We start from the raw sequence: 24,095 nt of genomic DNA, 5'->3' as shown, positions 1-24,095 counted from the left end.
CACTACCCTGCGCCGTCGGGAGTATGTGAAGCTAGTGGGCGTGACGAGCATCCAGGTGGCCGACGAGGTCTTCGTCGCCGCGGCACCGGCCCTGAGCACTGCCGTGATCGGCAATCCCGCCAACTGGCGTCGGTGGTGGCCCGACCTGCGACTGACGGTGACCGAAGACCGTGGGGAGCAAGGGGTCCGGTGGCGCGTCGACGGGCCGGTGGCCGGAACGATGGAGATCTGGAACGAGGCCGTCCTCGACGGTTTCGTACTCCACTATTTCCTGCACGGTGAGCCGACGGGACCGTTGCCGGGCGAGCGCAGAGACGACCCGCAGGCCCGTTTCGAGGCGCTGGCCGAGGAGAACAAGCGCCGGCGCGTCGCGGGCAAGGACATGTCGTTCGAGGTGAAACGACGCCTCGAGGAGGGCCGCCACGTCGGCGGGCCCGCCATCCCGGCACCGGCGGAGGTCGGGTGATGGCCGACCACACCGAACGCGACATCGTCATCGGGGCCGACGCCGCCGACATCATGGCCGTGATCGCCGATTTCGAGCACTACCCGGAGTGGGTGACCGCGGCGCGCGAGGTGCAGGTGCTGCGCACCGACGACGCGGGTCGCGCGCTCGAGGTCCGGTTCGAGCTCGACGCCGGCGTGCTGCAGGATACCTATGTGCTTGCCTACGAGTGGGATCCGGACGGCACCTCGGTCTCGTGGCGACTCGTCTCCAGCGACCTGCAGAAGGACCAGCGGGGCCGCTACATCCTCACCCAGCAGGTCCCGGGATCGACGAAGGTCACCTATCAGCTCATGGTCGACCTCCAGGTCCCGATCATCGGTCAGCTGAAACGCCGTGCGGAGAAGGCGATCACCGACGCCGCGCTGCACGACCTGAAGAAGAGGGTCGAAGGCTGATCGATCTCACACCCATCGATGTGGTGCTCGGTCCCGGAGGCTCCGGCGTCTCCGCTGTCGCCGCTGCGGCGGCGTCCCAGCGACCGGGCGCCTCACGGGATTCTCGTCGCGTCGTCAGCCGGCCGGAGCAGCACACGCTCCTCGTCACCGTCGACCGGTGGTCGCCGGTGTGCGAGTGGGCGCGGGTCTACCGCCGGCCGGGTGAGCCGCTGGCGGTGTCCAAGTACCTGCACCTGCTGACGCTGGACCGCCTCGACCTCGTCGAGAAGACCTGGTCGGCATTCGTCGACGTCCTCGAGCACACGGCCGGACGCAGCAAGCACGTCCTGCCCGGGGTGTCGACGCTGGCGGGCGTCGACGCCGCCGAGCTGACCTCCCTGCCCGGGATCGACGACTTCCTGCTGCTGCGCCGGATCCGCGACGAGGCGACGAGCGGCCGGTGGCACCGCATCGTCGTCGACGCCTCCGGCTGCGGCGACGTGTTGCAGTTCCTGCGGGGCGGGTCGGTGCTGAGTCAGGCGCTCAACCGGTTCTGGCCCCGGCACCGCCGCCTGGCGGCCGCAGCCGAGCGGCCGGTCATGGCGCAGCTGACCGCGGCCGTCGACGCCCTCGACCGCGACTGCGCCGACGTCGCCGAACTGTTCACCGATCCGCATGCGGTCGCGATGCATCTGGTCCTCGGCGCCGAGGACCGGTCCCGCCGGCTGGCCGAGCACTATCTCGCGGGCGCCGACGTCATGGGACTCCCGCTCGCGTCGATACTCGTCAACCGCGGGGTGGGGGCCGAGGACGCCGACGGCGTCGTCGCGCACGTCGGGTCGCTGCTCGGCGCCGGCGACGCGCAGGTGCGGGTCGGTACGGTCGAGCGGTCCGCCGAGGCGATCGACCGCATGGCGCGCGTGCGCAAGCTCGGGGTCCGGCTACCCGGGCCGCACGGCGTTCCGCGGGGCTCCGCCGCCTCGAGGGTCGACGTGCTCGGCGGCGAGGGGGCCCGGCCGGGCACGTCGGCATACCGGTTGTCCTGGCCCCAGCGGCTGCCCGACCCGGACTCGCTGGCGCTGGGCCGCAGCGGTGACGACCTGCTGGTGACGGTGTCGGGGTTCCGGCACCCGGTGCGGCTGCCGTCGGTGCTGCGGCGCTGCACGGTGACCGACGCGGCCTGGGAGCAGGGCCGGTTGTCGGTGGGCTTCGTGCCCGATCCCGCGGTGTGGCCCCAACGGCAGCCGTAGGGGGCGATCATCCGGCACCGCCGGTGGCCGTGGGGGCGGTGGCCTCCGGTACGTTCGAAGACCGCGTGAAGAGTACCCGCGCGGTACGGTGCCTGGGACGCCAGTGCAAGCGGAGGGGAGAGACGCGAATGGCCACGGACGACGGGACGTCATCCGGCGGCGGAGCCGGTCGCGACGAGAACGGTGGACACGCCGACCCGGTCCGGGACCTGCTGCTCGGACTGGCGAACCAGATCGACGCGCTGGCCGCTCTCTTCGCCGGTGGGGGCCATCACGGTGCCGCGTCCGACGACGGCACGACCGCCGGCTCGCCGCTCGCGGGTTATGCCGCCGCCTTCTCCGCCGACGGTCCGGTCGGGCACGCCCTGGCCGGTGCGTCCGGGGAGATCACCTCGCTGCTCACCGAGATCGGCGACCTGATCTCGCGTCTGCTGGCGGCGGTCATCGCGGTGCTGGAGGCGATCGCGGAGGCCTTGCGTTCCTCGCCGGCCACGACGACGCCGCCGCGGCACTACGAGCCGATCGCGGTGCGCGTCTCCGCGCCCGGGGCGCGGCCGGGCGGGAGCGATGTGCGCGGACTGACGACGAGTACCGGACCCGACCAGGAGCAGTGATGGGTGAGCTGACGATCGGCATCGACATCGGCGGCACGAGCGTGCGCGCCTCGGTGGTCGACGACCGCGGGACGATGCTCGACACGCTGCGCGCGCAGACCCCGTCGACCGTGGAGGCGCTCGAGCACTGCCTGGACCGCCTCGTCGGCGAGCTGGTCTCGCGCTGGGACGCCAAGGCGGTCGGCCTCGCCATCGCGGGGTTCCTGACCACCGACCGCAGCATCGTGCGATTCGCCCCGCACCTGCCGTGGCGTGAGGCCCCCGTCGCCGAGGACATGACGCGTCGCCTGGGCATCCCGGTCTACGCCGAGCACGACGCCAACGCCGCCGCGGTCGCGGAGGTGCGTTACGGCGCTGCGGCGCGCGGACACAACACCGTGGTTCTCGCGATCGGCACCGGTATCGGCGCGGGTCTGGTCATCGACGGCGAGATCTACCGCGGAAGTTTCGGCGTCGCACCGGAACTCGGGCACCTGACGATCGTCCCCGACGGTCGCGCCTGCGCGTGCGGCAAGCGCGGGTGCTGGGAACGGTATTGCAGCGGTACGGCTTTGGTCGACACCGTGGTGGAGCTGCTGGCCGACGGCGACTGGGGGCGCAGCCAGCTGGCCGCCGACGTCGCCGCCGATCCCGGTTCTCTCACCGGCCGGCGGGTGGCCGGTGCCGCGGCCGACGGCGACGCCGTGGCGCTCGCGGCCTTCGGGAGATTCGCGACCTCGCTCGGCCAGGGTCTGGCGATGATCGCCGACATCTTCGACCCCGACCTGATCGTGCTCGCCGGAGGGGTGGGCGCCGCGTCGGGCCTGTTCCTCGACGAGGCGCGGGAGCACTACGCCCGGCAGGTCACCGGCGCCGGCCACCGGCAGCTCGCCCGCATCCGCGGCACGCAGCTCGGGGAGACCGCCGGCGTGGTCGGGGCGGCAGAGGTTGCGCGCCAAGCATTTCGGGCCGCGCAGAACGAAAATGCGGAGCAAGCCGGAGGCAGTCGGGTCGCCCGCGGCTAGAAACCGGATCCCCTGCGCGGGGCCCGACGCGGGTATGGTTCTGATGTCGGGGCCACGCGTGCGGCGGTGGCCCCTTCGGATGGGTCCGCGGTCGGCGATGACGGCGGGAAAGTGCGCGGCGAGGAGAGTCTCATGTGGTACTGGGCGTTCAAGTACATCTTCCTGGGGCCGTTCCTCCGGTTGCTGGGACGCCCGACGATCGAGGGCCAGGAGAACATCCCCGCCGACGGCCCGGCGATCCTGGCGAGCAATCACCTGGCGGTGATGGACAGCTTCTTCCTGCCGCTGATGGTCAACCGTCGCATCTACTTCCTCGCCAAGAGCGAGTACTTCACCGGCACCGGCCTCAAGGGCGCCTTCCAGCGCTGGTTCTTCACCGCCGTCGGCCAGATCCCCATCGACCGGTCCGGCGCAGCGGCCGCCGAGGGCGCGTTCATCGCCGCCCGGCGTCAGCTGCGCAAGGGCAAGCTGATGGGCATGTACCCGGAGGGCACCCGCTCGCCCGACGGTCGTCTCTACAAGGGCAAGACCGGCCTCGCACGCCTCGCCATGGACACCGGCGTCCCCGTCATCCCGGTCGCGATGGTCGGCACCGACAAGTTCAACCCGCCCGGCACCATCCTGCCGCGGCCGAACAAGGTGACCGTGCGGATCGGCAAGCCCCTCGACTTCTCGCGCTACGAGGGCATGCAGGGCAACCGCTACATCGAGCGCGCCGTCACCGACGAGATCATGTACGAGCTGATGCAGCTGTCGGGCCAGCAGTACGTCGACGTCTACGCGGCGACGCTGAAGAACGCCAAGCCCGAGGTCACCCCGCCGGCGGCCGACGCCGCCTGAGCGTCACGCCCTGCCGGGGTGAGACCCGGCCCGGGCGCCCGCACCGGGCTGAGCGTCGCACCGGGCTGAGCACCCGCACCGGGCTGGGCACGGCACCCGGCTGAGCGTCGAATCGGGCTGCGTCGTTCCCGTCGAGCACCGGACCCGGCCGGCACGGACCCGGCCGGCACCTGATCAACCGGCGTCGCGGACCCGCGTCTCCTCGAGTGCGCGGCACAGATCCGGAATCCAGCCGCGGTCGGCCGGCACGACGTCCTCGGCGTCGAGCGCACGCAGTTCCGCGGCGGTGAACCAGCGCATCTCGAGGTGTTCCAGCGCGGCCGGGGTCCCCGACCGCAGCCGGGCCCGGTAGGCGTGCAGCGTCAGGCCGTTCGGCAGGGCCACCGGCGTCCCGATCCCGTCGCCGGCCTCGACCTCGGCGCCGAGCTCCTCGCGGATCTCCCGGACCAGCGCCTGCGCGTGGGTCTCGCCCGACTCGACCCGGCCGCCGGGCAACTCCCATTTGCCCGCGAGAGCGGCCGGGTGGGCGCGCTGTGCCAGCAGCACGCGATCACGGTCGATGACGGCCGCGGCGACCACGTCCCTCGGCCGGTCGTCGGACTCCGGGTTGGCGGCGGCCTCCGGGTTGGCAGCGGCCTCGGGGTCGTCGGCGGGGCCGGCGTCGCGGTGCGCACGGGTGGCGATGAGCCAGCCCATCGTGACGAAGGTGGCGATCGGCCAGGCCGCGCCGAAGACCGCCACGACCGCGTCGGCGGGCTGCGGTCCGTACTCGTCGAGCACGCGCAGCACCCACGGGACGCCGAGTCCGGCGATCACCACCCACATCGCGAACACGGCCCGGGCACCCGGGCGGCGGGCGCCGGCGCCGTGCACCAGCCAGATGCCGAGCGGGACGACCCACACCCAGTGGTGCGCCCAGGAGATGGGGGAGACGAGCAGCCCGAGGAACTGGACCACGAGCAGGATGCCGAGCAGGTCGGACACCGCGCGCCAGGCGAAGAACGCGACGACCGCCGCGACGAGGACCCCGACGAACCAGATCCACCCGTTGCCGACGTCGAAACCGACAAGGCGCGACAGCGTCCCGCGCAGGCTCTGGTTCATCACCTCCTCGACGGGGCCGATCCGATCCGCGTCGCCCAGCAGGGTCCCGTAGTAGGTGCGTGTCACCTCGGGGAACAGCAGCAGGCAGCCGAGGACGGTGCCGACGAAGGAGACGGCCGCCCACAGCGCGCCCCAGGGGCGACGGGCGGCGAGGTACCAGAGGCCGGAGACCGCCGGGGTCAGCTTGATCCCGGCCATCAGGCCGATGAGCACGCCTCCGGCGATGATCCCGCGATCGCCCGGCGAGCCGTTGGTGCGGCGGGCCCAGTAGATGGCCAGCAGGGTGCCGAGCATCAGGAAGATGTTGATCTGCCCGTAGTCGAGCGTCACCCGGACCGGCTCGCACCAGATCGCCGGCGCGGTCCACAGCGCGGCCAGGTAGTGGACGCCGGTGCTCCTGCCGGTCAGGCGCAGGGCCAGCACCACACACGCGTACAGGGAGGCGAAGGTCGCCAGCTGCCAGCCGACCGCCACGATGTCCCAGGGGATGAGCGAGAGGGGATAGAGGACCACCGCCGCGAACGGCGGGTAGGTGAAGGGAAGCGCGAAGTCGGTCTCGCCGGCGTAGGTGAACAAATAGAGCGACCCGTCGGCGAGGCCCGCCGAGCCATCGCGGTAAACATGCAGGTCGACGAAGTTCCTGCCGTTGACGGTCAGCGTGTCCCACACGAGCCGCGCGATGATCGACGCCGCCAGGAAAGCGGTCGCCAGCACAGACCTGGAGCGCACGGATTACCAGGGTAGCCAGCATGAGGTGCGGATGCCCAAATGTGCGTCGGACCCGCGCGGCGCCCGTCCGCGGATGCGGCCTCGCGGGCCGACGCCGTGAATACTGTCCCCATGCGGTTCTTCTACGACTCCGAGTTCATCGAGGACGGAAACACCATCGAGCTGGTCTCGATCGGAGTCGTCGGTGAGGACGGTCGCGAGTTCTATGCGGTGTCCACCGAGTTCGACCCCGGCCGGGCCGGGGACTGGGTGCGCGCGAACGTCCTGCCGAAACTGCCGTCGCCGTCCTCGCCGGTGTGGAAGGACCGTCGTCGCATCCGCGACGACCTCCTCGACTTCCTCACCGCCGACGGCACCGACATCGAGCTCTGGGCGTGGGTCGGCGCCTACGACCACGTCGTGCTCTGCCAGCTGTGGGGCCCGATGACCGCACTCCCGCGGGCGATCCCGCGGTTCACCCGGGAGCTGCGACAGCACTGGGAGGCGGCCGGACGCCCGCCGCTGCCGCCCGCGCCGTCGGATGCCCACGACGCGCTCAGCGACGCCCGCCACAACCTGCGACGCTGGGAGGCGATCGAGAAGGCGCGTGCGGCCCGCGGGAACTGACCCTGCCGGGTGTCCGGGCCGCGACGCTCCATTAGTCTGGAACGGTGGTGAACTGGACCGTAGACGTTCCGATCGACGAACTCCCCGAACTGCCCCCGCTGCCGGGCGGCCTGCAGGAGCGGTTCGACGCCGCGCTGAGCCGACCGGCGCTGCAGCAGCCGAGCTGGGATCCCGACGAGGCCCGCAGGATGCGCACGGTCCTCGAGTCGGTTCCCCCGATCTGCATGCCGGCCGAGGTCGAGTCGCTGCGCGATCAGCTCGCCGCCGTCGCCGAGGGGCGCGCGTTCCTGCTGCAGGGCGGTGACTGCGCGGAGACCTTCGCCGACAACACCGAGCCCCACATCAAGGCCAACATCCGCACGCTGCTGCAGATGGCCGTCGTCCTGACCTACGGCGCGAGCCTGCCGGTGGTCAAGGTCGCCCGCATCGCCGGCCAGTACGCCAAGCCGCGGTCGTCGGACACCGACGCCCTGGGCCTGCCGTCCTACCGCGGTGACATGGTCAACGGTTTCCCGGCCGACGAGGCCGTGCGCCGCCACGACCCGTCACGCCTGGTGCGCGCCTACGCCAACGCCGCCGCCGCGATGAACCTGGTCCGCGCGCTCACCCAGGCCGAGGCCGACCTGCACCGCGTCCACGACTGGAACCGCGAGTTCGTGCGGACCTCGCCGGCCGGCGCCCGCTACGAGGCGCTCGCCGCCGAGATCGACCGCGGCCTGCGCTTCATGGACGCCTGCGGCGTGACCGACTCGAGCCTGAAGTCGGCGGCGATCTACGCCTCCCACGAGGCCCTCGTCCTCGACTACGAGCGCGCGATGCTGCGCCTGGCGGACAGCCCGCGTGGTGCCGAGGGCGCCGAGAAGGTCCTCTACGACCTGTCGGCCCACTTCCTGTGGATCGGGGAGCGGACGCGCCAGCTCGACGGCGCGCACATCGCCTTCGCCGAGCTCATCAACAACCCGATCGGTGTGAAGATCGGCCCGTCCACCACTCCCGAGCAGGCCGTCGAGTACGTCGAGCGGCTCGACCCGCACAACCAGCCGGGCCGTCTCACCCTCGTGGCCCGCATGGGCAACAACAAGGTGCGCGAGGTGCTCCCGGCGATCGTCAGCGCCGTCGAGGCGACCGGACACAAGGTCATCTGGCAGTGCGACCCGATGCACGGCAACACCCACGAGGCGTCGACCGGTTACAAGACCCGTCACTTCGACCGCATCGTCGACGAGGTGCAGGGCTTCTTCGAGGTCCATCGCGCGCTCGGCAGCCATCCGGGCGGTGTCCACGTAGAGCTCACCGGCGAGGACGTCACCGAGTGCCTCGGCGGCGCGCAGGAGATCTCCGACGCCGATCTCGCGGGACGTTATGAGACCACCTGCGACCCGCGCCTGAACACCCAGCAGTCGCTGGAGCTGGCATTCCTCGTCGCGGAGATGCTCCGCGGCTAGTCATTGCGAGGCGGTCGGACGGTCGCCGGGCGTGGTCAGAACACCGCGAGATAGGTGGCGCCCACGTAGAACCCGGCGGCGCCGAGGCCTGCGACCACCAGCAGCACGAACAGGATCCACAGCACCGAACCCAGGCGGCTGCCGCCGATGAACTCGGGTTCGAGGTCGGTGCGGTCGTCGAGCTCGGCGGACCGGCGCGGCGCGGGCCGCTCGGGTCGGGGCGGTGCCGGCGACGGATCGCCGACCGCCGCGACCGGACGGGGCGACTCCACGGGGGCCGGGGCATCCGCTGCGGAGTTCCCCGGTTCGTAGGGTCCCGGACGCGACTGGACCCGGGTGCCGTGACCGGCCGGCGCGGCCGCGCGGTAGCGCGCACGGATCTCCCGCTCCCGCGAACGGCGCGGGGCCGGGACCGTGTACGGCGGCAGGTCGAGTTCGTCGGCCACCGCGAGCAGCGCCGCCTGCATCTCGAAGCCGTCCGCGTACCGGTCGTCGGGGTTCCGCTCGGTGGCGCGCAGCACGATTTCGTCGAACTCGGCCGGGACGCCCGCGATCACGTCGCCGGGCGCGGGCACGTCGTAGGACAGTCGCTGGTAGGCCAGGGCGAGCGGCGAATCGCCGTGGAAAGGCGTTCTGCCCGTGAGGAGCTCGAACATCATCACGCCCATCGAGTAGACGTCGCTGCGGGCGTCGGCATGGGTGGACTCGACCTGCTCGGGGGAGAGGTAGGCGGCGGTGCCCAGGATGACGCTGGCCGAGGTCACGCCCGCCTCGGCGACCGCCCGCACCAGTCCGAAGTCGGCGACCTTCACCTCGCCGGCGTCCGAGATGAGCACGTTCTCGGGTTTGACGTCCCGGTGGACGAGTCCGGCGGCGTGCGCCGTGCCGAGACCGCCGAGGACCGGATCGGCGACCGCCACGACGGCATGCGGCGGCATCGGGCCCCGCTCGCGGAGCAGCTCGCGGAGGCTGCCGCCGTCGACGAGTTCCATGACCAGGAACGCGATCCCGCCGTCGATGCCCTGGTCGTAGACCGCGACCAGCCCGGGATGCTTGAGTCCGGCGACCGCCCGGGCCTCGAACTCGAAGCGGCGCAGGAACTGTGGGTCGGCGGAATACCGCGGGTCCATGACCTTGACCGCGACGTCGCGTCCCAGCCGCAGGTCGACACCGAGATAGACCGCCGACATGCCGCCCCGTGCGATGGGTGCGTCGATGCGGTACCGGTCCTCGAGGACGGTCCCGAGCATCGTGTCGACGGGGGAGTTCACGACGCTGAATCTACCTGCACGCCCGCGCGGTCGGGGTCATCGGAGCCGGTGATCCCGACCGGTGTCGGCCGATCGTGCGGATCGACCGACACCGGGTGCCGGTGCTGCGGTTTCACCGGCCCCGCGCAGCCGCTACGCTGCATCACGTGGGTTCCCTACCGTTGTCCCCGGACACTCTGCCCCCTGATGTCGAGACACTCTCGGTCGAGGATGTCGCCAAGCGTCTCGGCGTGTCGTCGAACCGTGTCCGCACCCTGATCCGCGACCATCACCTGCTCGCCGTCTCCCGCGGCGGTCAACCGGCCGTCCCGGCGGTGTTCTTCGACGACCTCGGAGTGGTCAAGCACTTCTACGGTCTCGTCGAGGTGCTGCTCGACGGCGGCTACACGCGCGACGAGGCGCTGGCGTGGCTGTTCACCGTGCAGGAGGATCTCGGCCTCCACCCGGCCGCCGCGCTGCACACGCACTCCGCGCGCGAGGTCATCAGACGGGCGCAGGCTCAGGCCTTCTGACCGGTGACCCCGGCCGGGGTTCCCGCGGCGTCCTCGGCGCCCCACGCCCAGCGGCCGAACCGGCCGAGCCGCAACGGATCCGGCCGCACGAGTGACCAGGCCGCGAGTCCGGCGAGCGCGAACGCCAGCACGAGTTCGAACGGCTTGTAGAAGACGATCGCGTCGTCCGGCTGGAAGACGATCAGCAGGAACGTCGACGCCCCGACCACCGTCGCGTACGTCCAGCGGTGCAGCGTGAACGCCACCGCGACCACGAGCACCCACGTGTAATACCAGGGGAGCGTGGACGGTTCGAGCACCAGGACGGCGAGCATCGCCCACGCGATGCCCGCGACCGCGGTCCGCTCGTCGTGACGCTTGCGCCACCACAGTGTGACGAGGACCAGCGCCAGCACCGCCGAGCCGATGGCGCGCGTGATCTCCAGCACCGGTTGCAGATTCAGCGCGACGAAGGGCGCCGCGACGAGGGTCACGACGTGCGCGACGAGGGTCGGGATCGTGAACCAGTTGATGATGACGTCGGCCCACCCGAGTCCGGTCAGCCAGCCGACGCCCAGCCCGACGACCAGCGTCCAGAAGCCGAACACGGCCAGCGAGATCGCCACGATCGCGGCGAAGACCCCGACGACGTCGCGCGGGGTCACCGGACGCCGGGACCGGATGTGCGACAGCCAGATCCACAGCACGAACGGCACCGCGACCCCGGCGGTGATCTTGATCGAGACCGCCATCGCGAGAACCGCCGTGCCCCAGGCGTGGCGCCCGGCGACGACCAGGGCGAGGCCGGTGGCGAGCACGCCCATCATGAGCATCTCGACGTGCGGGCCGGCGACGATGTGGATGAGCACCATCGGGTTGAAGAGGGCCAGCCACAGTCCGGTCTGCGGGGACGCGCCGAAATGAGCCGCCAGGCGCGGGATCGCCCAGAGCGACAGGAAGAGTCCGGGCAGCAGGACCAGCCGGATGGCCAGGACGCCGAGCACGACGTGGTCGCCGGTGACGTCGGTGACCACCCGGAACAGGCCCATCGTGAACGGTCCGTAGGGGGCCGTGGTGGTGGCCCAGACCGTGGCCATGGAGTCGACGAGGGGCCCCGGGTTGTGCGCGGGCCCGTCGGCGTAGGGGTCGAAGCCCGCGCCGAACACCGCGCCCTGCGCGAGGTAGGCGTAGACGTCGCGGCTGTAGACCGGCGCGGCGACCAGCAGCGGTGCCGCCCAGGCCAACAGCCAACGCTGCAGCGTCCGGGTGCCCGGCGCGGGCGGTGCGTCGTCCCCGCCGTCCGGTCGTCGAGCCGCACGGAGGAGTCCGCGCCCCAGCCGGACCCACGCGAACACCATGCAGAAGACCCCGGCCCAGAAGAGGACGCCGGAGACGTTCTTGCCGTGGCCGTAGGTGATCCAGCTGATCCCCAGGTCGGTCAGGACGGTCCAGTTGCGGGGCGGGTCGCCGACGCCGAAACTGCCCAGGCACACCAGGACCGAACCCAGTGCGCCGATCAGGAGATCGCGGCGGATGGTCATGCCTCGCGATGCGCGGTCCGGTGCGCCACCGCGGTGAGTTCGGCCCGGATGTCGTCGCCGATGTCCGCGGAGTCCAGTGCGGCGAGTGCGTTGCCCAGCAGGTCGTCGATGGCGGTCTCGATCTCGGCGACCGCGCCGACGTCGACGAGAATGCCGCGGGCCGAATCCAGTTCGGCGTCGTCGAGCGGGCGTCCGATCAGCTCGCGCAGATGCTGCCCCAGTGCCGGGTCGGTGTCGTCGGCGCGCCGCAGCGCGGTCCCCAGCAGGGCGGTGCGCTTGCCGGACACGAGGTCGTCGCCGGACGGTTTGCCGGTGCGGGCGGGATCGCCGAAGACGCCGAGCAGGTCGTCGCGCAGCTGGAACGCGATGCCGAGGTCGTGGCCGATCCGGCGCAGCGTCGCCACCAGGGGCTCGGACGCACCGGCCAGGCGGGCGCCGAGTTCGAGCGGGCGGGCCACCGTGTAGGCGGCGGTCTTGAACTCCATCACCCGGTATGCCGCCGCGGCCGACTCGTCGCCGCTGGCCTCGTTGACGATGTCGAGGAACTGCCCGCCGAGCACCTCGGTGCGCATCGACGCCCACGTGGCCCCGACCGCCGGGGGCAGTGCGCGATACCGCCGGTCGGCGCCCTCGGCCGATTCCGTCGGTGCCCCCGGCCGGTGGTCGTGCACGAGGTCGTCGGCCCAGGCGAGCGCGAGGTCGCCGGCGAGGATCGCGGCCGCCACGCCGTGCTCGGCGGCGTCACCGGCCCACTCGGCCTCCACGTGGCGCGACTGGAAGACGCGGTGCAGCGTCGGGTTCCCCCGGCGGGTGTCGGAGTGGTCGATGATGTCGTCGTGGATCAGGGCGCAGGCCTGGACCAGTTCGAGTGCCGCACCGACGCGCAGGGCGTCGGAGGCGTCGCGGCCCACCGTGGGGTCGTCGAGACCGGAACCGTCGGCCGCAGATTCGTCGGGCCGCGCGGATTCGGTCATCCCGCAACGCCAGCCCGCGAAGGCGAACACCGGACGGATGCGCTTGCCGCCTTGCAACACGAACTCGCGGACGAGCCCGGCCGCGGCGCCCACCACCGGGGCGATCTCGGTGGCCGCGGGCACCGCGGTGTCGAAGAACGTGCGCAGTTCGGCCTCGACGGCCGCCGGGACCGCATCGAGCGAGGCCGGCATGGGGATGGCGGAGGTCACCCTGCCAGGCTATGCGAATCGCTCTCTACACTGAGCGGGTGACCCCAACCGCTCCGGCACCTTCGATCGTCGAACGCCTGTCCGCTCCGCACCGTGGACCGGTGCCGTTCTCCGTCGAGTTCATGCCCCCGCGCGACGCCGACGGCGAGGCCCGGCTGTGGCGCGCGGTGCGCATCTTCGAGCGGTTGTCCCCGGCCTTCGTGTCGATGACCTACGGTGCGGGCGGGTCCACGCGCGACCGGACGGTGCGCATCACCGGCGAGCTCGCCGCCCAGACCACCCTGCTGCCCGTCGCGCACCTGACCGCGGTCAACCACAGCGTCGACGAGCTGCGCGCGCTGGTCGGCGCCTACGCCGATCAGGGCATCACGAACCTCCTCGCCCTGCGCGGCGACCCGCCCGGTGATCCGCTGGGCGAGTGGGTCAAGCACCCCGACGGCGTCGAGTACGCCGTCGAACTCGTCCGGCTCATCAAGGAACTCGGCGACTTCCACGTCGGCGTCGCCTCCTTCCCCGAGGGGCACCACCGCGCGATCGATCTCGAGCACGACACCGCCAACCTGGTGAACAAGCTGCGTGCCGGTGCCGAGTACTCGATCACCCAGATCTTCTTCGACGTCGAGGACTACCTGCGCCTGCGCGACCGGGTGAGCAAGGCCGACCCCGAGCAGGGCGCGAAGCCGATCATCCCGGGCATCATGCCGGTGACCTCCCTCGCGAGCATCAAGCGCATGGCCTACCTGTCGGGCTCGGTGATCCCGCCGGCGGTGGAGGAGCGATTCGCGAAGGCCGCCGGCGACGGGCCCGAGGAGAACCGCGAGGCGGTCCGCGCCGTCGGCATCGACTTCGCGACCGAAACCGCCGAGCGGCTCATCGCCGAGGGCGCGCCGTGCCTGCACTTCTGCAGCCTCAACTTCGCGAAGGCGACCACCGAGGTGCTCGGCCGGCTCGGCGTCGACGTCGACGCGGTGCTCCACGTCCCGGCCTGACGTCCGCTGCCGGGCGGGCCCGCTGGGCCTGCGATCCCGGGTTGCCGGTTCGGCGCCGGTCAGGCGTCCTTGCCGGAGGCCTCTCCCGACGAGTTGTTGCCCGATGATCCCTTGCCCGCGGTGGCCGGGGGAGTCGGGTCGGCCGCGGCCGACAGTCCTTCGGCGGACAGCGAGGTCGACGTGGTGTTCTTCGTCGGACGTCCCGGGCGCGGGCCCTTGTAGCGCATCCGGTAGGCCATCCGCGCGATGACGGCGACCACCAGCAGGCAGACGATCGCGAGGAACCACGACCAGCTGCTCACCGCCGCGGTCGCCGGATCGGGGTAGGTGGCGTCGGCGCTGAGGTCCGACGGTTCGCCCGGCTTCGGTGTCCAGGTGACGGTCGACTCGCCGACCTGCTCGCCGTTGGTGGCCGTGACCGGCCCGCCGAAGGTCACCGTGAGCTGCACGTGGTCGCGATTGGGCACGAGCTCGGAGAGGTCGGTGTCACCGCGGAACCGGACCACCTCGCCGCTGCGCTTGGCGGTGAGGTCCATCGTCAGCGAGGTCTCGCCGTAGGCGTCGGCGACGATGTCGCCGAGCTGACCGAACTGGCCGGCGGTGAGATCGGTGAAACTCGCGCGGGTGCCGACCCGGGTGACCTTCTCCTCGTCCTTCTCGTCCCCGCTCTTGTCGTCCCCGTTCTCGTCGTCCGGGCTCTCCTTGTATTCCGTCACCGAGACCTGGCCGAGCATCGATTCCGGGATGTCGAGCTGGGGCGCTCCCCGCGGGTTGTCCGGGGAGGTCGCGACGATGACGTTGCCGGAGTAGCGGTCGCCGACGGTCGTCGACCGCTCGAGGCAGCCGGCCGTCAGCGGCGACAGCAGCAACGCCGCGAGGAGGACCGCCAGCGGTGTCAGGCGGCGACGGGACCGGTGGCCGCGAGCGGCATCGAGGGTCGGTGAATCCGTATCGGGAGTCGACGATCGCACGCTGCTCATCGTGCCAGACGCTCAGCCGAAGAGCCGTCTGCGCCGCAAGACGGCGTGGGCGGCGATGTATCCGCTGGCGCCGGTGACGCCGCCGCCGGGGTGTGTCGACGCCCCGGCCAGGAACAACCCGTCCGCGCCGGGCACGCGGTGACCGGCGAGATCGGGCGTGGGACGCCACATGAACATCTGGTCGATCGACATCTCCACGTGCATGATGTTGCCGCCGATCATGCCCAGCTCTTCCTCCAGGTCGGCCGGCGTCTGGACGAACCTGTGATCGATGGACTCCGCGAAACCGGGTGCGTGCCGGTCGACCTCGGCGCACACGGCCTCGGCCGCGGCGGCACCGGCGTCCGCCCAGTCGCCTGCGGCGAGCCGGTACGGATGCCACTGCGCCCACAGGTTGATCGCGTGCCGGCCCTCGGGGGCGAGGCCCGGGTCGATCGCCGAGAAGCTCATCGCGACCACCGCCGGTCGCGGCGGCAGCTCACCGCCCGCCGCCGCGGAATGCGCGCGCACGAGGTGCGACCGGTCGGTGACGAGGAGTCCGAGGGCGGAATGCACTCCGTGCGCGGGCAGGTCGTCGGGCAGGCCCTGGTACTCGGGCAGCGCGGTGGTGCCCAGACGCACGGCCATCCCGATCCCGGTGCCGACGACGATGTCGCGTCGCCAGCGCTCGATGGTCGCCGGGTCGAATCCGCCCGCCGCGAGCAGGTCCAGCGTCGTCAGGACGTGGCACGCGCTGATCACCGTCGGCGTGCAGCGGCGATCACCGGACGCGGTCTCGACCCGCCAGTGGTCGCCGCATCGCGTGATCGACACGGCGGGGTCGCCGCACGAGATCTGCCCGCCGTCGGCGCCGATCCGGCTCACGAGCGCGTCGGTCAGGGCCCCGCTGCCGCCGACCGCGCGTCCCGGGGGAATCCGGTGCATGAGTGCGGCGAAACCGATCATCGGCGCGGTGCCCGGCGCGCTCATGGGCGGGCCGGACTGCGCGCCGAACCAGGCGAGGCCGGCCTTGAGGTGCTCGGAGTCGAACCAGCGGTCGAGCAGCGCGTCGCCGGGGGCCATGAGCTCGGCGGTCAGGTTGAGCATCTCGCCCCCGCGGCGGCCGATCACGCCGGTGCGGGCCGACGACGCGGTGGACCCGAGGCCGAGGAAGGAGCGGCCGAAACGGCCCATCGTCGCCGGCTGGTAGAACGCGTCCATCACCGCCGCGGCCCGCGGGGTCCAGGTCGCGACGAACTCCCGGTAGGCGGCGGCATCCCTTGCGCCGCAAGAACGTTCGATCGAAGCGCAGGTGGCGTCGAGGTCGGTGCGGAAGACGATCGCCGGAGCCGAGTCGGTGGCCGGGACGAATGCCCACGGGTCGCAGTCGATGTACCGCAGCCCGTGGGCGGCGAGGTCGAGGTCGTCGAGGACGGGGGAGTGCCGGATCATCAGGTGCGCCGACGAGCCGCGGTCGATGCGGTGTCCCGGAAAGCGCTCGACGGTGGACACCGCGCCGCCGGGGATGGCGTCGCGCTCGAGCACCTCGACGTCGCGCCCGGCCTGCGCGAGATAGGCCGCGGCGATGAGACCGTTGTGGCCGCCGCCGACGATCACCGCATCGCGCCGGAGGCCGTGCGGTGTGGCCGACGGGGTGCGCGGCGCGGTCATCCCGCCTCGCCGGCCTGCGGGCGGAACTCGAGGGGCAGCGGGCGGCCGAGGAAGGCGAACGGGCGCGGGTCGCCGGTGAAGGTGAAGCTGCGCAGGACGTCCTGGAAACCCATGCGTCGGTACAACGACCAGGCCCGGTTGCGCTCGGCCGGGATCTCCGGGGTCGACAGCAGGACGTGGCGTTCCGGACGGTCGGCGAGCAGGTTGACCAGCAGCCATTGTCCGATGCCGTGCCCCTGGGCGGTGGGGTGGACGTGGAGCTCGGTGAGCTCGAAGTAGTCGCGCGCGATGGCCTCGATGTCCTCGGGGGAGCGGCCGGTCTGGCGCAGTCCGAGTCGCAGCTGCTGGTTCCACCACTGGCCGGTGGCGCCGGTGTAGCCGTAGGCGATGCCGACGAGGACGTCGCCCGGGCCCCGGCCGACGGGCGGGGCGACCCGGCGCCGCGCGGCGGGCATGGCCTGCGCCTCGTCCGGTGGGATGGTCGCGATCGCCCCGATCGCGCGCCAGCCGGGCCGGGCGATGTGCTCGCGCCACAGGGCGGCGCGATGGATCTCGGTCCCGCGGGGGTATCCCATCGCGGTCACGTACACGTCGAGCGCCGGCTCGAGCCAGATGTGCGAGTCCTGACCGCTCAGGGTCACCAGCCGGATGGTCACGGCCGGGCCGCCTGTCGATCGGCGCCCGTCGTCCACACCCGGTGGGTCGCGGTGTTCTGGACCATGCTGGTGGGACTGTCCTCTCGGTGCAGGCTCCGCCCGTGGCCCCGAACCCGCCGGTCGCGGAATTCGGGCCGTGGGCCCTGGTGTTGAACCAGTTGCGTTCGATCCACGTGCGTGTGCCGATCGGCCGATCCGCGCCCGCACGAAGGTGACGGTCCACGTCTTGAAGAGGTGCCCGTCGCTAGCTATATTGAACGTGTCGAACGGGTGTTCGATGAATGTGCCTCCGCAAGCTGTTCGCGTTCATCCGACGACTCGGGCGGTCCGGTGGCGGACGAGGGAAGCGTCTGCCGCCGGACACGCCTCGCCGCCGCACGTGTGGTGCACTCCGCCGAGTGAGCGGGCCGAGCGATGTCAGACCCTTCCGGCAGGCTTCGGTACGACACAGCCCCGGCGGCACGGAACGCCGGGTGTTGCCGGCCCGGTGCACGAGAGGGGTGCACGGCAGAGAGGAGGACGCCATGCCCAGCAGGACCACCACCCGCCGGTCTGCATCGGGGTCGCGCCGCGGGGTTCCCGTCGACCCGGTCATGGTCGGTCGTGCCCGGGATCTCCTCCAGCGCGCGCATCTGCTCCTCGACAACGCCGACGGTGTCACCGACGACGCCGAGCGTTTCCGGCAGCTCTATCTGGTCGCGCTGCGTGCCGCAGGTGCGGCGCTCGCGATCGGCGAGCCGCCGACCACGACGCGGCGCAGGACCTCCAACGCGTGGACGCGCATCGGGGTCGTCGTGCCCGAGCTGGCCGGTCCCGCCGCGCGCTTCGCATCGCTGTCGTCTGTACGCATGAAGATCGAGTCGGGGATCATCCGGACTCTCGATCCGGAGAGCGTCGCCGGCATGCGGTTGCTCGTCGTCGACTTCCTTCGCAAGGTCGAGACCCTCGTCATCGCCTACGAACAAGGCAAATTCGGGACGGACGAGGTCCATATCGGGCAGACCGCGTGAGGTGCGGCACGTTTCCTGTGTGCTCGGCATGAAACCGTGATCGGTTCGTCCCGTACAAGACCCGGTTATGGTGGTCGCGGCCGATTTCACCTCGTATCATGGGTGTATATATGGCGCAGACGCCCTACCGGTCGCGGTTGACCGACGTCGGCGTCGCGGATCAGGGAGAAGGAGGGTCGGTGCCACTTTCGGAGCACGAGCAACGCATGCTCGAACAGATCGAGAGCGCTCTGTACGCGGAAGACCCCAAGTTTGCGTCCAGCGTCAAGAGCCGTCGGCTGGGCAGGTCGAGTGGCCGTCGCCGCCTGCAGGCCGTGGCGATCTTCGCCGTCGGCCTGGTACTGCTCGTCGGCGGTCTCATCGTCAAGATCGACATCGGGGGTTTCCCGATCGTCAGCCTCCTGGGCTTCCTGGTGATGTTCGGCGCCGGACTCTTCGCCCTGTGGGGTGACGATTCCGACGACGCGACGGTGACCCCCATCGGTCGCGGCGCCCGCAAGCCTGCCGGTGGCCGCGGAGGCAAGCGCAAGCTGTCCGAACGGATGGAGGAGCGCTTCAACCGCCGCTTCGAACAGGAGTGAGGCCCCACCGCGCCCCCTGAGGGCGTCGGTGGCCCCGATACGACTCAGAGACAGAGCCGCGTCCCGTCTCGGGACGCGGCTCTTTGCGTGTATGTCGGACCCGGTACCGCGGCTGCCGGCCCGACGGTACGCGGCCGCCCGCCACGCGTTCCCCCACTGCTCCCCACCGGGAGTCCCCACTTCCCCCCACCTGGGCTCCCCACTTCGCCCCACTCCGGGACAAATGCAGGTCGCAGACGCCTCTCACGTCACATGAGGCTCGGGTGTAACCGCGGTTCGACGTGGTCCGATCGTCGGGACACGCAGATCGACCCAAAATTTCACCCTTCTGAACTGGGGATTTACTGCCGATGGGAGATCGAGTGGGCACCTGGGGTGGAAAGTGGGGGAAAGTGGGGTACTGTGACAGCACTGGGTGAAGCGATCCGGAGCGTGAATCCCAGGGGGCAGGAGGTGTCGACATGTCGTCTGTGCGATTTGTCGGCGAATACCGGCCCAAGTTGGACGACAAGGGGCGACTCACGTTGCCTGCGCGGTTCCGCGACGATCTGGCGGGAGGATTGGTGGTCACGAAAGGCCAGGATCACAGCCTGTCGGTGTATCGGACCGAGGAGTTCGACGCGATCGCGGCGAGGATCGTCGAGGCGTCACGCAGCAACCCCGATCTGCGTGCGTTCCAGCGGACGTTCTTCGCCGGTTCGGAAGAACAGCGGCCGGACGGTCAGGGCAGGATCGTCCTGTCCGCCGCCCATCGGACCTACGCGGGACTGTCCAAGGAATGCGTGGTGTTCGGCGCCTACGACCACGTCGAGATCTGGGATTCGGCCGCATGGGACGAGTACCAGGCCCGGCACGAGGAGGACTTCTCGGCAGCCAACTCGGCCGCGTTGAACGCGGTCCTGTAGCCGAGGGGCCGCAGAAGAGGACCACGGCTTCGGGTGGCACGAGGCCCCGGTCCGGCACGACCCTGGCGTACTTCCCCAACGCCAGGTGCGTGATCGGACCGGGACCCCGCTCCATCCGGAACCCCGGACCCGCACTCTGCGACCCTGCCCGAGACGTCACCTCGGTGACACAGATGGAAGAGCCGACACGAACCTGCCGAACGATCAGGCCGAAACGCCGATGGGGGCCCTCGAGTGGATGACACTGGTGACGACACACGCCGGTCCGGCGAGTTCGGCCACATCCCGGTCATGGGGCGCCGGATCGTCGAACTGCTCACCCCGGCACTGGAATCGGACGAGACCCGCGTCTTCCTCGACGCCACTCTCGGAGCCGGCGGGCACAGCGAACTCATCCTGAACGCCTTCCCGAACGTGCGGGTCATCGGCATCGACCGGGACTCCTCGGCACTCGACATCGCGCGGCGTCGGCTCGAGCCGCACTCGAACCGGATCTCGCTGCACCAGGCGACCTTCCACGAGATCGACGACGTCCTCGCCGAGGCGGGGGAGACGTCGATCGACGCCGCCCTGTTCGACCTCGGGGTCTCTTCGATGCAGCTCGACCAGGCCGGCCGCGGCTTCGCCTACTCCGTCGACGCCCCGCTGGACATGCGGATGAATCCCGCCGACCCGCTGACCGCCGCGGACATCCTCAACACCTACTCGCACGGCGAACTGGCCCGGGTCCTCTCCGAGTACGGGGAAGAGCGCTTCGCGGGCAAGATCGCCTCGGCCGTCATCCGGGAGCGGGAGAAGGAACCCTTCACCACCAGCGCACGCCTGGTGGAGCTGCTGTACGCCACCATCCCGGCGGCCACCCGCCGCACCGGAGGGCATCCGGCCAAGCGGACCTTCCAGGCCCTGCGCATCGAGGTGAACCACGAACTCGACGTTCTCCGGGAGGCGCTTCCGGCCGCGCTCGACGCCCTCGTCGTCGGCGGACGGGTGGTGGTCATGAGCTATCAGTCGCTCGAGGACCGGATCGTCAAGCGGGAGTTCGTCGCCCGTACGACGTCGAAGTCGCCGCCCGGGCTTCCGGTCGAACTGCCCGGCATGGCGGCCGAATTCCGTCTCGTGACGCGCGGTGCCGAGCGTCCGGACGAGGAGGAACTGACCAGCAATCCGCGATCCGCCCCGGTGCGGGTCCGGGCGATCGAACGAGTCGAGAAGAAGGGCTGAGCATGACTGTCGCGCAAGAGGCCCCGACGCGCTCGGGCTCACGACGTTCGGAGTCCAGGCGGTCGGACGCCCGCGGTCGGGGCGACGCGGGACGCGGATCACGACGCGGCGCCGCGGCCGGTGACACCCGGCTGTCGCGGCGTGCCCGGATGGAATCCGAGCGGGCCACCCGGTCCAAGGCTGCGCAACGTGCCCTCGATCGCAGGCGCAAGCGCATGGCGGCGACGACACCCGCAACCCGCGGGGGACTGTCGCTGGCCGGGGTGTCGTTCCGGGAACGGTTGCAGCACACGCCTTTCGTCGTCCCGGTGATCGCGCTGCTCGTCCTCGGGCTCGGACTGAGCCTGTGGCTGTCGACGAAGGCGGCGCAGGACTCCTACCGTCTCGGGATCGAGCGGGCGGAGAACCAGGCCCTGATCGACCAGCGGGACGCCCTCAAGCGCGATTACGAGTCAGGCAACTCGGCGCCCGAGTTGTCCCGGGAGGCAACACGTCTCGGCATGATCCCGGCGCAGAACCCGGCCCGGATGATCGTCGACGATCCCCGTCGGCCGCGGATCGTCGGCAAGCCCGCGCCGGCCTCCGGCAAGCCGATGGTGGACCTGAACCCGCAGCCCACCCCGGACCCGACCGAGAAGATCGACCCGAAGCAGGTGGACGACTCGATCGGTCTGGGCGGAAGCGCTGCGGCCGCCCCGGCGAACCCGCCCGCCCCGGCGCCCTCCGGACAGCCGGCGCCGCCGTCGCCCTCCGGACAGCCGGCGCCACCGGTGAACACGCTCCCGCCGACCCCGGGGGCAGGCCAGGCACCTCCGAGCCCGGACCCCCGGTCGCCGGCGCAGCAGTCCCCGGCGCCGCGACCGACGACGCCCGTACCGGCCCCGAACGTGGTGCCCCGCACCTGAGGTGGCGGATGCGCACGGACGAATCGCGAACCACCGAAGCCAAATCCCTGATACGACCCTGAAGCGGTGAAGAATTGACCAGCATGACACGTGCGACCTTCGAGCGAGTCGGCCAGGGGCCGTCCCGCCCGGGACGTCGCCCGGGCCGCGGTTCCGGCGGGAGCGCCGGACGATCCGGTTCCGGCGGCAAGCCGCCACGTTTCGGCGGAGGCGGCCCCCGCAACGGCGGGGGTTTCTCCTCGTTCGGCTTCCGGACACGCGTGTTCGGCGTCGTCGTGCTGCTCATCGTGCTCGCGGTCGCGACCAAGATGATCGTCGTCCACACCATCCAGTCGGGCTCGATCTCGGCCGAGGCCGCCCAGCAGCGCGAGTACACCCAGGTGCTCACCGCCAAGCGCGGTTCGATCCTCGACCGCAACGGCCGTCCGCTCGCCTACACCGACGAGGCGCGGGCGCTGACCTTCCTGCCCAAGGCGGTGCGCAAGTCGATCGCCGACGAGCACGAGAAGAACCCGGAACTGCCCGACGTCGACACCCGGCTGAAGGAGATCGCGCGTGGCGTCTCGGAGATGCTCGGCGGGTCGATCGAGGAGAAGGACCTCCTCGAGAAGATCACCGGCGACGAGACCTTCGTGTACCTCGCACGGTCGGTGAGTCCCGATGTGGCGTCGCGGATCACCGAGAAGTACCCGGAGGTGGGCGCCGACCCGCAGAGCATCCGGCTCTACCCGGGCGGCTCGCTGGCCGCGAACGTCGTCGGCGACGTCAACTACGACGGCAACGGGCTGATCGGACTCGAGGCGTCGCTCGACGCGATCCTGTCCGGAACCGACGGGTCCCGCACCTACGACCGGGGTTCCGACGGCGCCATCATCCCCGGCAGCATGCGCAACGTGCACCCGGCGATCAACGGCGCCACGGTCCGGCTGACCCTCGACTCCGACACCCAGTGGTTCGTCCAGAGCGAGGTCATGAAGGCCAAGCAGCTCTCCGGCGCCAAGTCCGCCTCGGCGGTGGTCCTCGACGCGAAGACCGGCGAGGTCCTCGCGATGGCCAACGACGGCACCTTCAACGCCTCGCTGCCGCTGTCGGAGCAGCCGAAGGCCGAGCTCGGCAACCCGTCGGTCACCTCGCCGTTCGAGCCCGGCTCGGTCAACAAGATCGTCACCGCGGCCGCCGCGATCGAATACGGCCTGACCACCCCGGACACCGTGCACAAGGTCCCCGGCAGCATCCAGATGTCCGGGGTCACCGTCCGTGACGCGTGGGCGCACGGCGTCGAGCCGTACACGACCACCGGCATCTTCGGCAAGTCCTCCAACGTCGGCACCCTGATGCTGGCCAAGAGGGTCGGCGAGGAGCGCTTCGCCGAGATGCTGTCCAGGTTCGGGCTGGGGCAGCGGACCGGCGTCGGCCTGCCCGCCGAGAGCGCCGGCGAGGTCCCCGCGCTGAGCCAGTGGTCGGGCGGTTCGTTCGCGAACCTGCCCATCGGACAGGGCCTCTCGATGACGCTGCTGCAGATGACCGCGATGTACCAGGCCATCGCCAACGACGGTCTGCGCATCCCGCCGCGCATCCTCATCTCCGAGGAGCGCGACGGGCAGGAGCCCGAGGAGCGCGCGCGTCCCGAGCCGATCCGGGTGGTGAGTCCCCAGACGGCACGCGTCGTCCGCGACATGTTCCGCTCGGTCGTGCAGGACGACCCGATGGGCGAGCAGATGGGCACCGGCGCCAAGGCCGCGGTGAGCGGCTACCAGATCTCGGGCAAGACCGGCACCGCGCAGCAGGTCGACCCCTCGTGCGGTTGCTACTCGAACTCGCGCTACAACATCACGTTCGCGGGGATCGCGCCGGCCGACAACCCGCGCTACGTCATCGGCATCATGCTCGACAACCCGCGGCGCAGCTCCGACGGCTCCGGGGGACAGTCCGCGGGCCCGTTGTTCTCGACCATCGCCTCGTGGATGCTGCAGCGCTCGCAGGTGCCGTTGTCGCCGCCGGCCCCGCGCCTGACCCTGACCGCGCGTTGAGGCCCGTCGACCGACGCCGAGTCGCCGGGATCGGGTCGATGGGGGTCGGGCACTAAGGCCCACCGCGTCCCGGCACGGGTTCGACGGGTCGGTATCGTGAGTGGGATTCTGCGCTCCGCACGCAGTACCCGACCGGCAACGGCCGGGACCGTTTCCGCCCGCCCGGCCGACGGCCGGTGACACCGACCAGAACACCCGACCAGGACG

General features: G+C 71.2%; 23 protein-coding genes. 16 read left to right on the top strand and 7 right to left on the bottom strand.

All coding sequences use genetic code 11. From position 1 onward, the window contains the following. The first annotated feature begins 25 nt into the window (after nt 1-25). From E1P53_RS06290 to E1P53_RS06265, 6 genes are all read left to right on the top strand, one after another. A complete protein-coding gene (locus E1P53_RS06290) occupies nt 26-466 on the top strand; it encodes a hypothetical protein (RefSeq protein WP_131733739.1) in 441 nt (146 codons plus the stop codon). Further along, nucleotides 466-903, top strand: a complete 438-nt coding sequence (locus E1P53_RS06285; RefSeq protein ID WP_006900645.1) for an SRPBCC family protein — start codon at nt 466-468, stop codon at nt 901-903. Before E1P53_RS06290 ends, E1P53_RS06285 begins: the two co-directional genes overlap by 1 nt. Nucleotides 904-923: 20 nt before the next feature. Next, nucleotides 924-2,132, top strand: a complete 1,209-nt coding sequence (locus tag E1P53_RS06280) for an ArsA family ATPase (RefSeq protein ID WP_131733738.1) — start codon at nt 924-926, stop codon at nt 2,130-2,132. Between the two features lie 128 nt (nt 2,133-2,260). Then, complete coding sequence (locus tag E1P53_RS06275; RefSeq protein ID WP_131733737.1) at nt 2,261-2,746, top strand: hypothetical protein; 486 nt, start codon at nt 2,261-2,263, stop codon at nt 2,744-2,746. Continuing rightward, nucleotides 2,746-3,750 (top strand): ROK family protein, encoded by a 1,005-nt coding sequence (locus E1P53_RS06270; RefSeq protein WP_006900642.1) that lies wholly within the window; start codon nt 2,746-2,748, stop codon nt 3,748-3,750. Before E1P53_RS06275 ends, E1P53_RS06270 begins: the two co-directional genes overlap by 1 nt. 132 nt (nt 3,751-3,882) lie before the next feature. Beyond that, on the top strand, nt 3,883-4,590 hold the full coding sequence (locus tag E1P53_RS06265) for a lysophospholipid acyltransferase family protein (RefSeq protein ID WP_109237824.1): 708 nt from the start codon (nt 3,883-3,885) through the stop codon (nt 4,588-4,590). Nucleotides 4,591-4,764: 174 nt separating this feature from the next. Here the strand turns inward: E1P53_RS06265 and E1P53_RS06260 are convergent, their stop codons facing one another. Continuing rightward, nucleotides 4,765-6,408 carry a mannosyltransferase gene (locus tag E1P53_RS06260; protein ID WP_131733846.1) on the bottom strand — a complete coding sequence of 548 codons (1,644 nt, stop codon included), beginning with the start codon at nt 6,406-6,408 and terminating at the stop codon, nt 4,765-4,767. Nucleotides 6,409-6,534: 126 nt separating this feature from the next. Here E1P53_RS06260 and E1P53_RS06255 point away from each other — a divergent pair, with 126 nt between their 5' ends. Continuing rightward, nucleotides 6,535-7,029 (top strand): polyadenylate-specific 3'-exoribonuclease AS, encoded by a 495-nt coding sequence (locus E1P53_RS06255; protein WP_109237643.1) that lies wholly within the window; start codon nt 6,535-6,537, stop codon nt 7,027-7,029. A 44-nt stretch (nt 7,030-7,073) separates the two neighbouring features. Then, nucleotides 7,074-8,474: a class II 3-deoxy-7-phosphoheptulonate synthase gene (locus E1P53_RS06250; protein ID WP_006900638.1), complete on the top strand. Its 1,401-nt coding sequence runs from the start codon at nt 7,074-7,076 to the stop codon at nt 8,472-8,474. A gap of 35 nt (nt 8,475-8,509) precedes the next feature. On the opposite strand, the gene E1P53_RS06245 is transcribed toward E1P53_RS06250, so the two are convergent. After that, on the bottom strand, nt 8,510-9,745 hold the full coding sequence (locus E1P53_RS06245) for a protein kinase domain-containing protein (protein WP_131733736.1): 1,236 nt from the start codon (nt 9,743-9,745) through the stop codon (nt 8,510-8,512). Between the two features lie 146 nt (nt 9,746-9,891). Between E1P53_RS06245 and E1P53_RS06240 the strand changes: the two genes are divergently transcribed. Further along, nucleotides 9,892-10,257: an Rv2175c family DNA-binding protein gene (locus E1P53_RS06240; protein ID WP_006900636.1), complete on the top strand. Its 366-nt coding sequence runs from the start codon at nt 9,892-9,894 to the stop codon at nt 10,255-10,257. On the opposite strand, the gene E1P53_RS06235 is transcribed toward E1P53_RS06240, so the two are convergent. Next, the gene (locus E1P53_RS06235; RefSeq protein WP_131733735.1) at nt 10,245-11,777 is read right to left on the bottom strand and encodes an alpha-(1->6)-mannopyranosyltransferase A; all 1,533 of its coding nucleotides are present in this window, start codon (nt 11,775-11,777) and stop codon (nt 10,245-10,247) included. The two genes, E1P53_RS06240 and E1P53_RS06235, sit on opposite strands and share 13 nt — an antisense overlap. Next, complete coding sequence (locus E1P53_RS06230) at nt 11,774-12,961, bottom strand: polyprenyl synthetase family protein (RefSeq protein ID WP_131733734.1); 1,188 nt, start codon at nt 12,959-12,961, stop codon at nt 11,774-11,776. The genes E1P53_RS06235 and E1P53_RS06230 overlap by 4 nt, the downstream gene beginning before the upstream one ends. An 11-nt stretch (nt 12,962-12,972) precedes the next feature. Here E1P53_RS06230 and E1P53_RS06225 point away from each other — a divergent pair, with 11 nt between their 5' ends. Then, a complete protein-coding gene (locus E1P53_RS06225) occupies nt 12,973-13,950 on the top strand; it encodes a methylenetetrahydrofolate reductase (RefSeq protein ID WP_131733733.1) in 978 nt (325 codons plus the stop codon). A gap of 59 nt (nt 13,951-14,009) precedes the next feature. Here the strand turns inward: E1P53_RS06225 and E1P53_RS06215 are convergent, their stop codons facing one another. Genes E1P53_RS06215 through E1P53_RS06205 form a run of 3 tightly spaced genes read right to left on the bottom strand, consistent with a single transcriptional unit; the run spans nt 14,010 to nt 17,236 of the window. Then, complete coding sequence (locus tag E1P53_RS06215; protein WP_131733731.1) at nt 14,010-14,930, bottom strand: LppM family (lipo)protein; 921 nt, start codon at nt 14,928-14,930, stop codon at nt 14,010-14,012. 12 nt (nt 14,931-14,942) lie between these two features. Beyond that, on the bottom strand, nt 14,943-16,580 hold the full coding sequence (locus E1P53_RS06210; RefSeq protein WP_131733730.1) for a phytoene desaturase family protein: 1,638 nt from the start codon (nt 16,578-16,580) through the stop codon (nt 14,943-14,945). Then, nucleotides 16,577-17,236 (bottom strand): GNAT family N-acetyltransferase, encoded by a 660-nt coding sequence (locus E1P53_RS06205; RefSeq protein ID WP_131733729.1) that lies wholly within the window; start codon nt 17,234-17,236, stop codon nt 16,577-16,579. Before E1P53_RS06205 ends, E1P53_RS06210 begins: the two co-directional genes overlap by 4 nt. Before the next feature lie 524 nt (nt 17,237-17,760). On the opposite strand from E1P53_RS06205, the gene E1P53_RS06200 reads away from it, so the two are divergent. From E1P53_RS06200 to E1P53_RS06175, 6 genes are all read left to right on the top strand, one after another. Then, the gene (locus tag E1P53_RS06200; protein WP_006900629.1) at nt 17,761-18,246 is read left to right on the top strand and encodes an SAV_6107 family HEPN domain-containing protein; all 486 of its coding nucleotides are present in this window, start codon (nt 17,761-17,763) and stop codon (nt 18,244-18,246) included. A 179-nt stretch (nt 18,247-18,425) separates the two neighbouring features. Beyond that, nucleotides 18,426-18,827: an SCO2097 family morphological protein gene (locus tag E1P53_RS06195; RefSeq protein ID WP_006900628.1), complete on the top strand. Its 402-nt coding sequence runs from the start codon at nt 18,426-18,428 to the stop codon at nt 18,825-18,827. A 461-nt stretch (nt 18,828-19,288) separates the two neighbouring features. After that, nucleotides 19,289-19,732: a division/cell wall cluster transcriptional repressor MraZ gene (gene mraZ, locus E1P53_RS06190; protein ID WP_006900627.1), complete on the top strand. Its 444-nt coding sequence runs from the start codon at nt 19,289-19,291 to the stop codon at nt 19,730-19,732. A gap of 234 nt (nt 19,733-19,966) precedes the next feature. Then, complete coding sequence (gene rsmH / locus E1P53_RS06185; RefSeq protein WP_131733728.1) at nt 19,967-20,953, top strand: 16S rRNA (cytosine(1402)-N(4))-methyltransferase RsmH; 987 nt, start codon at nt 19,967-19,969, stop codon at nt 20,951-20,953. Nucleotides 20,954-20,955: 2 nt separating this feature from the next. Then, nucleotides 20,956-21,858: a cell division protein FtsL gene (gene ftsL, locus E1P53_RS06180; protein WP_131733727.1), complete on the top strand. Its 903-nt coding sequence runs from the start codon at nt 20,956-20,958 to the stop codon at nt 21,856-21,858. 83 nt (nt 21,859-21,941) lie between these two features. Continuing rightward, the gene (locus E1P53_RS06175) at nt 21,942-23,888 is read left to right on the top strand and encodes a peptidoglycan D,D-transpeptidase FtsI family protein (protein WP_006900624.1); all 1,947 of its coding nucleotides are present in this window, start codon (nt 21,942-21,944) and stop codon (nt 23,886-23,888) included. Nucleotides 23,889-24,095 lie beyond the last annotated feature (207 nt).

Source organism: Gordonia paraffinivorans, assembly GCF_900683595.1.
GTDB lineage: Bacteria > Actinomycetota > Actinomycetes > Mycobacteriales > Mycobacteriaceae > Gordonia > Gordonia paraffinivorans.
Note: the sequence above shows the minus strand (reverse complement) of the source record. Positions and strands in the feature narration are given on the sequence as shown.

Excerpts from the sequence above, each read along its gene's own strand:
- E1P53_RS06285 (WP_006900645.1), top strand. The coding sequence starts at position 466 with ATGGCCGACCACACCGAACGCGACATCGTCATCGGGGCCGACGCCGCC.
- E1P53_RS06275 (WP_131733737.1), top strand. The coding sequence starts at position 2,261 with ATGGCCACGGACGACGGGACGTCATCCGGCGGCGGAGCCGGTCGCGAC.
- E1P53_RS06270 (WP_006900642.1), top strand. The coding sequence starts at position 2,746 with ATGGGTGAGCTGACGATCGGCATCGACATCGGCGGCACGAGCGTGCGC.
- E1P53_RS06265 (WP_109237824.1), top strand. The coding sequence starts at position 3,883 with ATGTGGTACTGGGCGTTCAAGTACATCTTCCTGGGGCCGTTCCTCCGG.
- E1P53_RS06255 (WP_109237643.1), top strand. The coding sequence starts at position 6,535 with ATGCGGTTCTTCTACGACTCCGAGTTCATCGAGGACGGAAACACCATC.
- E1P53_RS06235 (WP_131733735.1), bottom strand. The coding sequence starts at position 11,777 with ATGACCATCCGCCGCGATCTCCTGATCGGCGCACTGGGTTCGGTCCTG.
- E1P53_RS06225 (WP_131733733.1), top strand. The coding sequence starts at position 12,973 with ATGCGAATCGCTCTCTACACTGAGCGGGTGACCCCAACCGCTCCGGCA.
- E1P53_RS06215 (WP_131733731.1), bottom strand. The coding sequence starts at position 14,930 with ATGAGCAGCGTGCGATCGTCGACTCCCGATACGGATTCACCGACCCTC.
- E1P53_RS06210 (WP_131733730.1), bottom strand. The coding sequence starts at position 16,580 with ATGACCGCGCCGCGCACCCCGTCGGCCACACCGCACGGCCTCCGGCGC.
- E1P53_RS06200 (WP_006900629.1), top strand. The coding sequence starts at position 17,761 with ATGCCCAGCAGGACCACCACCCGCCGGTCTGCATCGGGGTCGCGCCGC.
- mraZ (WP_006900627.1), top strand. The coding sequence starts at position 19,289 with ATGTCGTCTGTGCGATTTGTCGGCGAATACCGGCCCAAGTTGGACGAC.
- ftsL (WP_131733727.1), top strand. The coding sequence starts at position 20,956 with ATGACTGTCGCGCAAGAGGCCCCGACGCGCTCGGGCTCACGACGTTCG.
- E1P53_RS06175 (WP_006900624.1), top strand. The coding sequence starts at position 21,942 with ATGACACGTGCGACCTTCGAGCGAGTCGGCCAGGGGCCGTCCCGCCCG.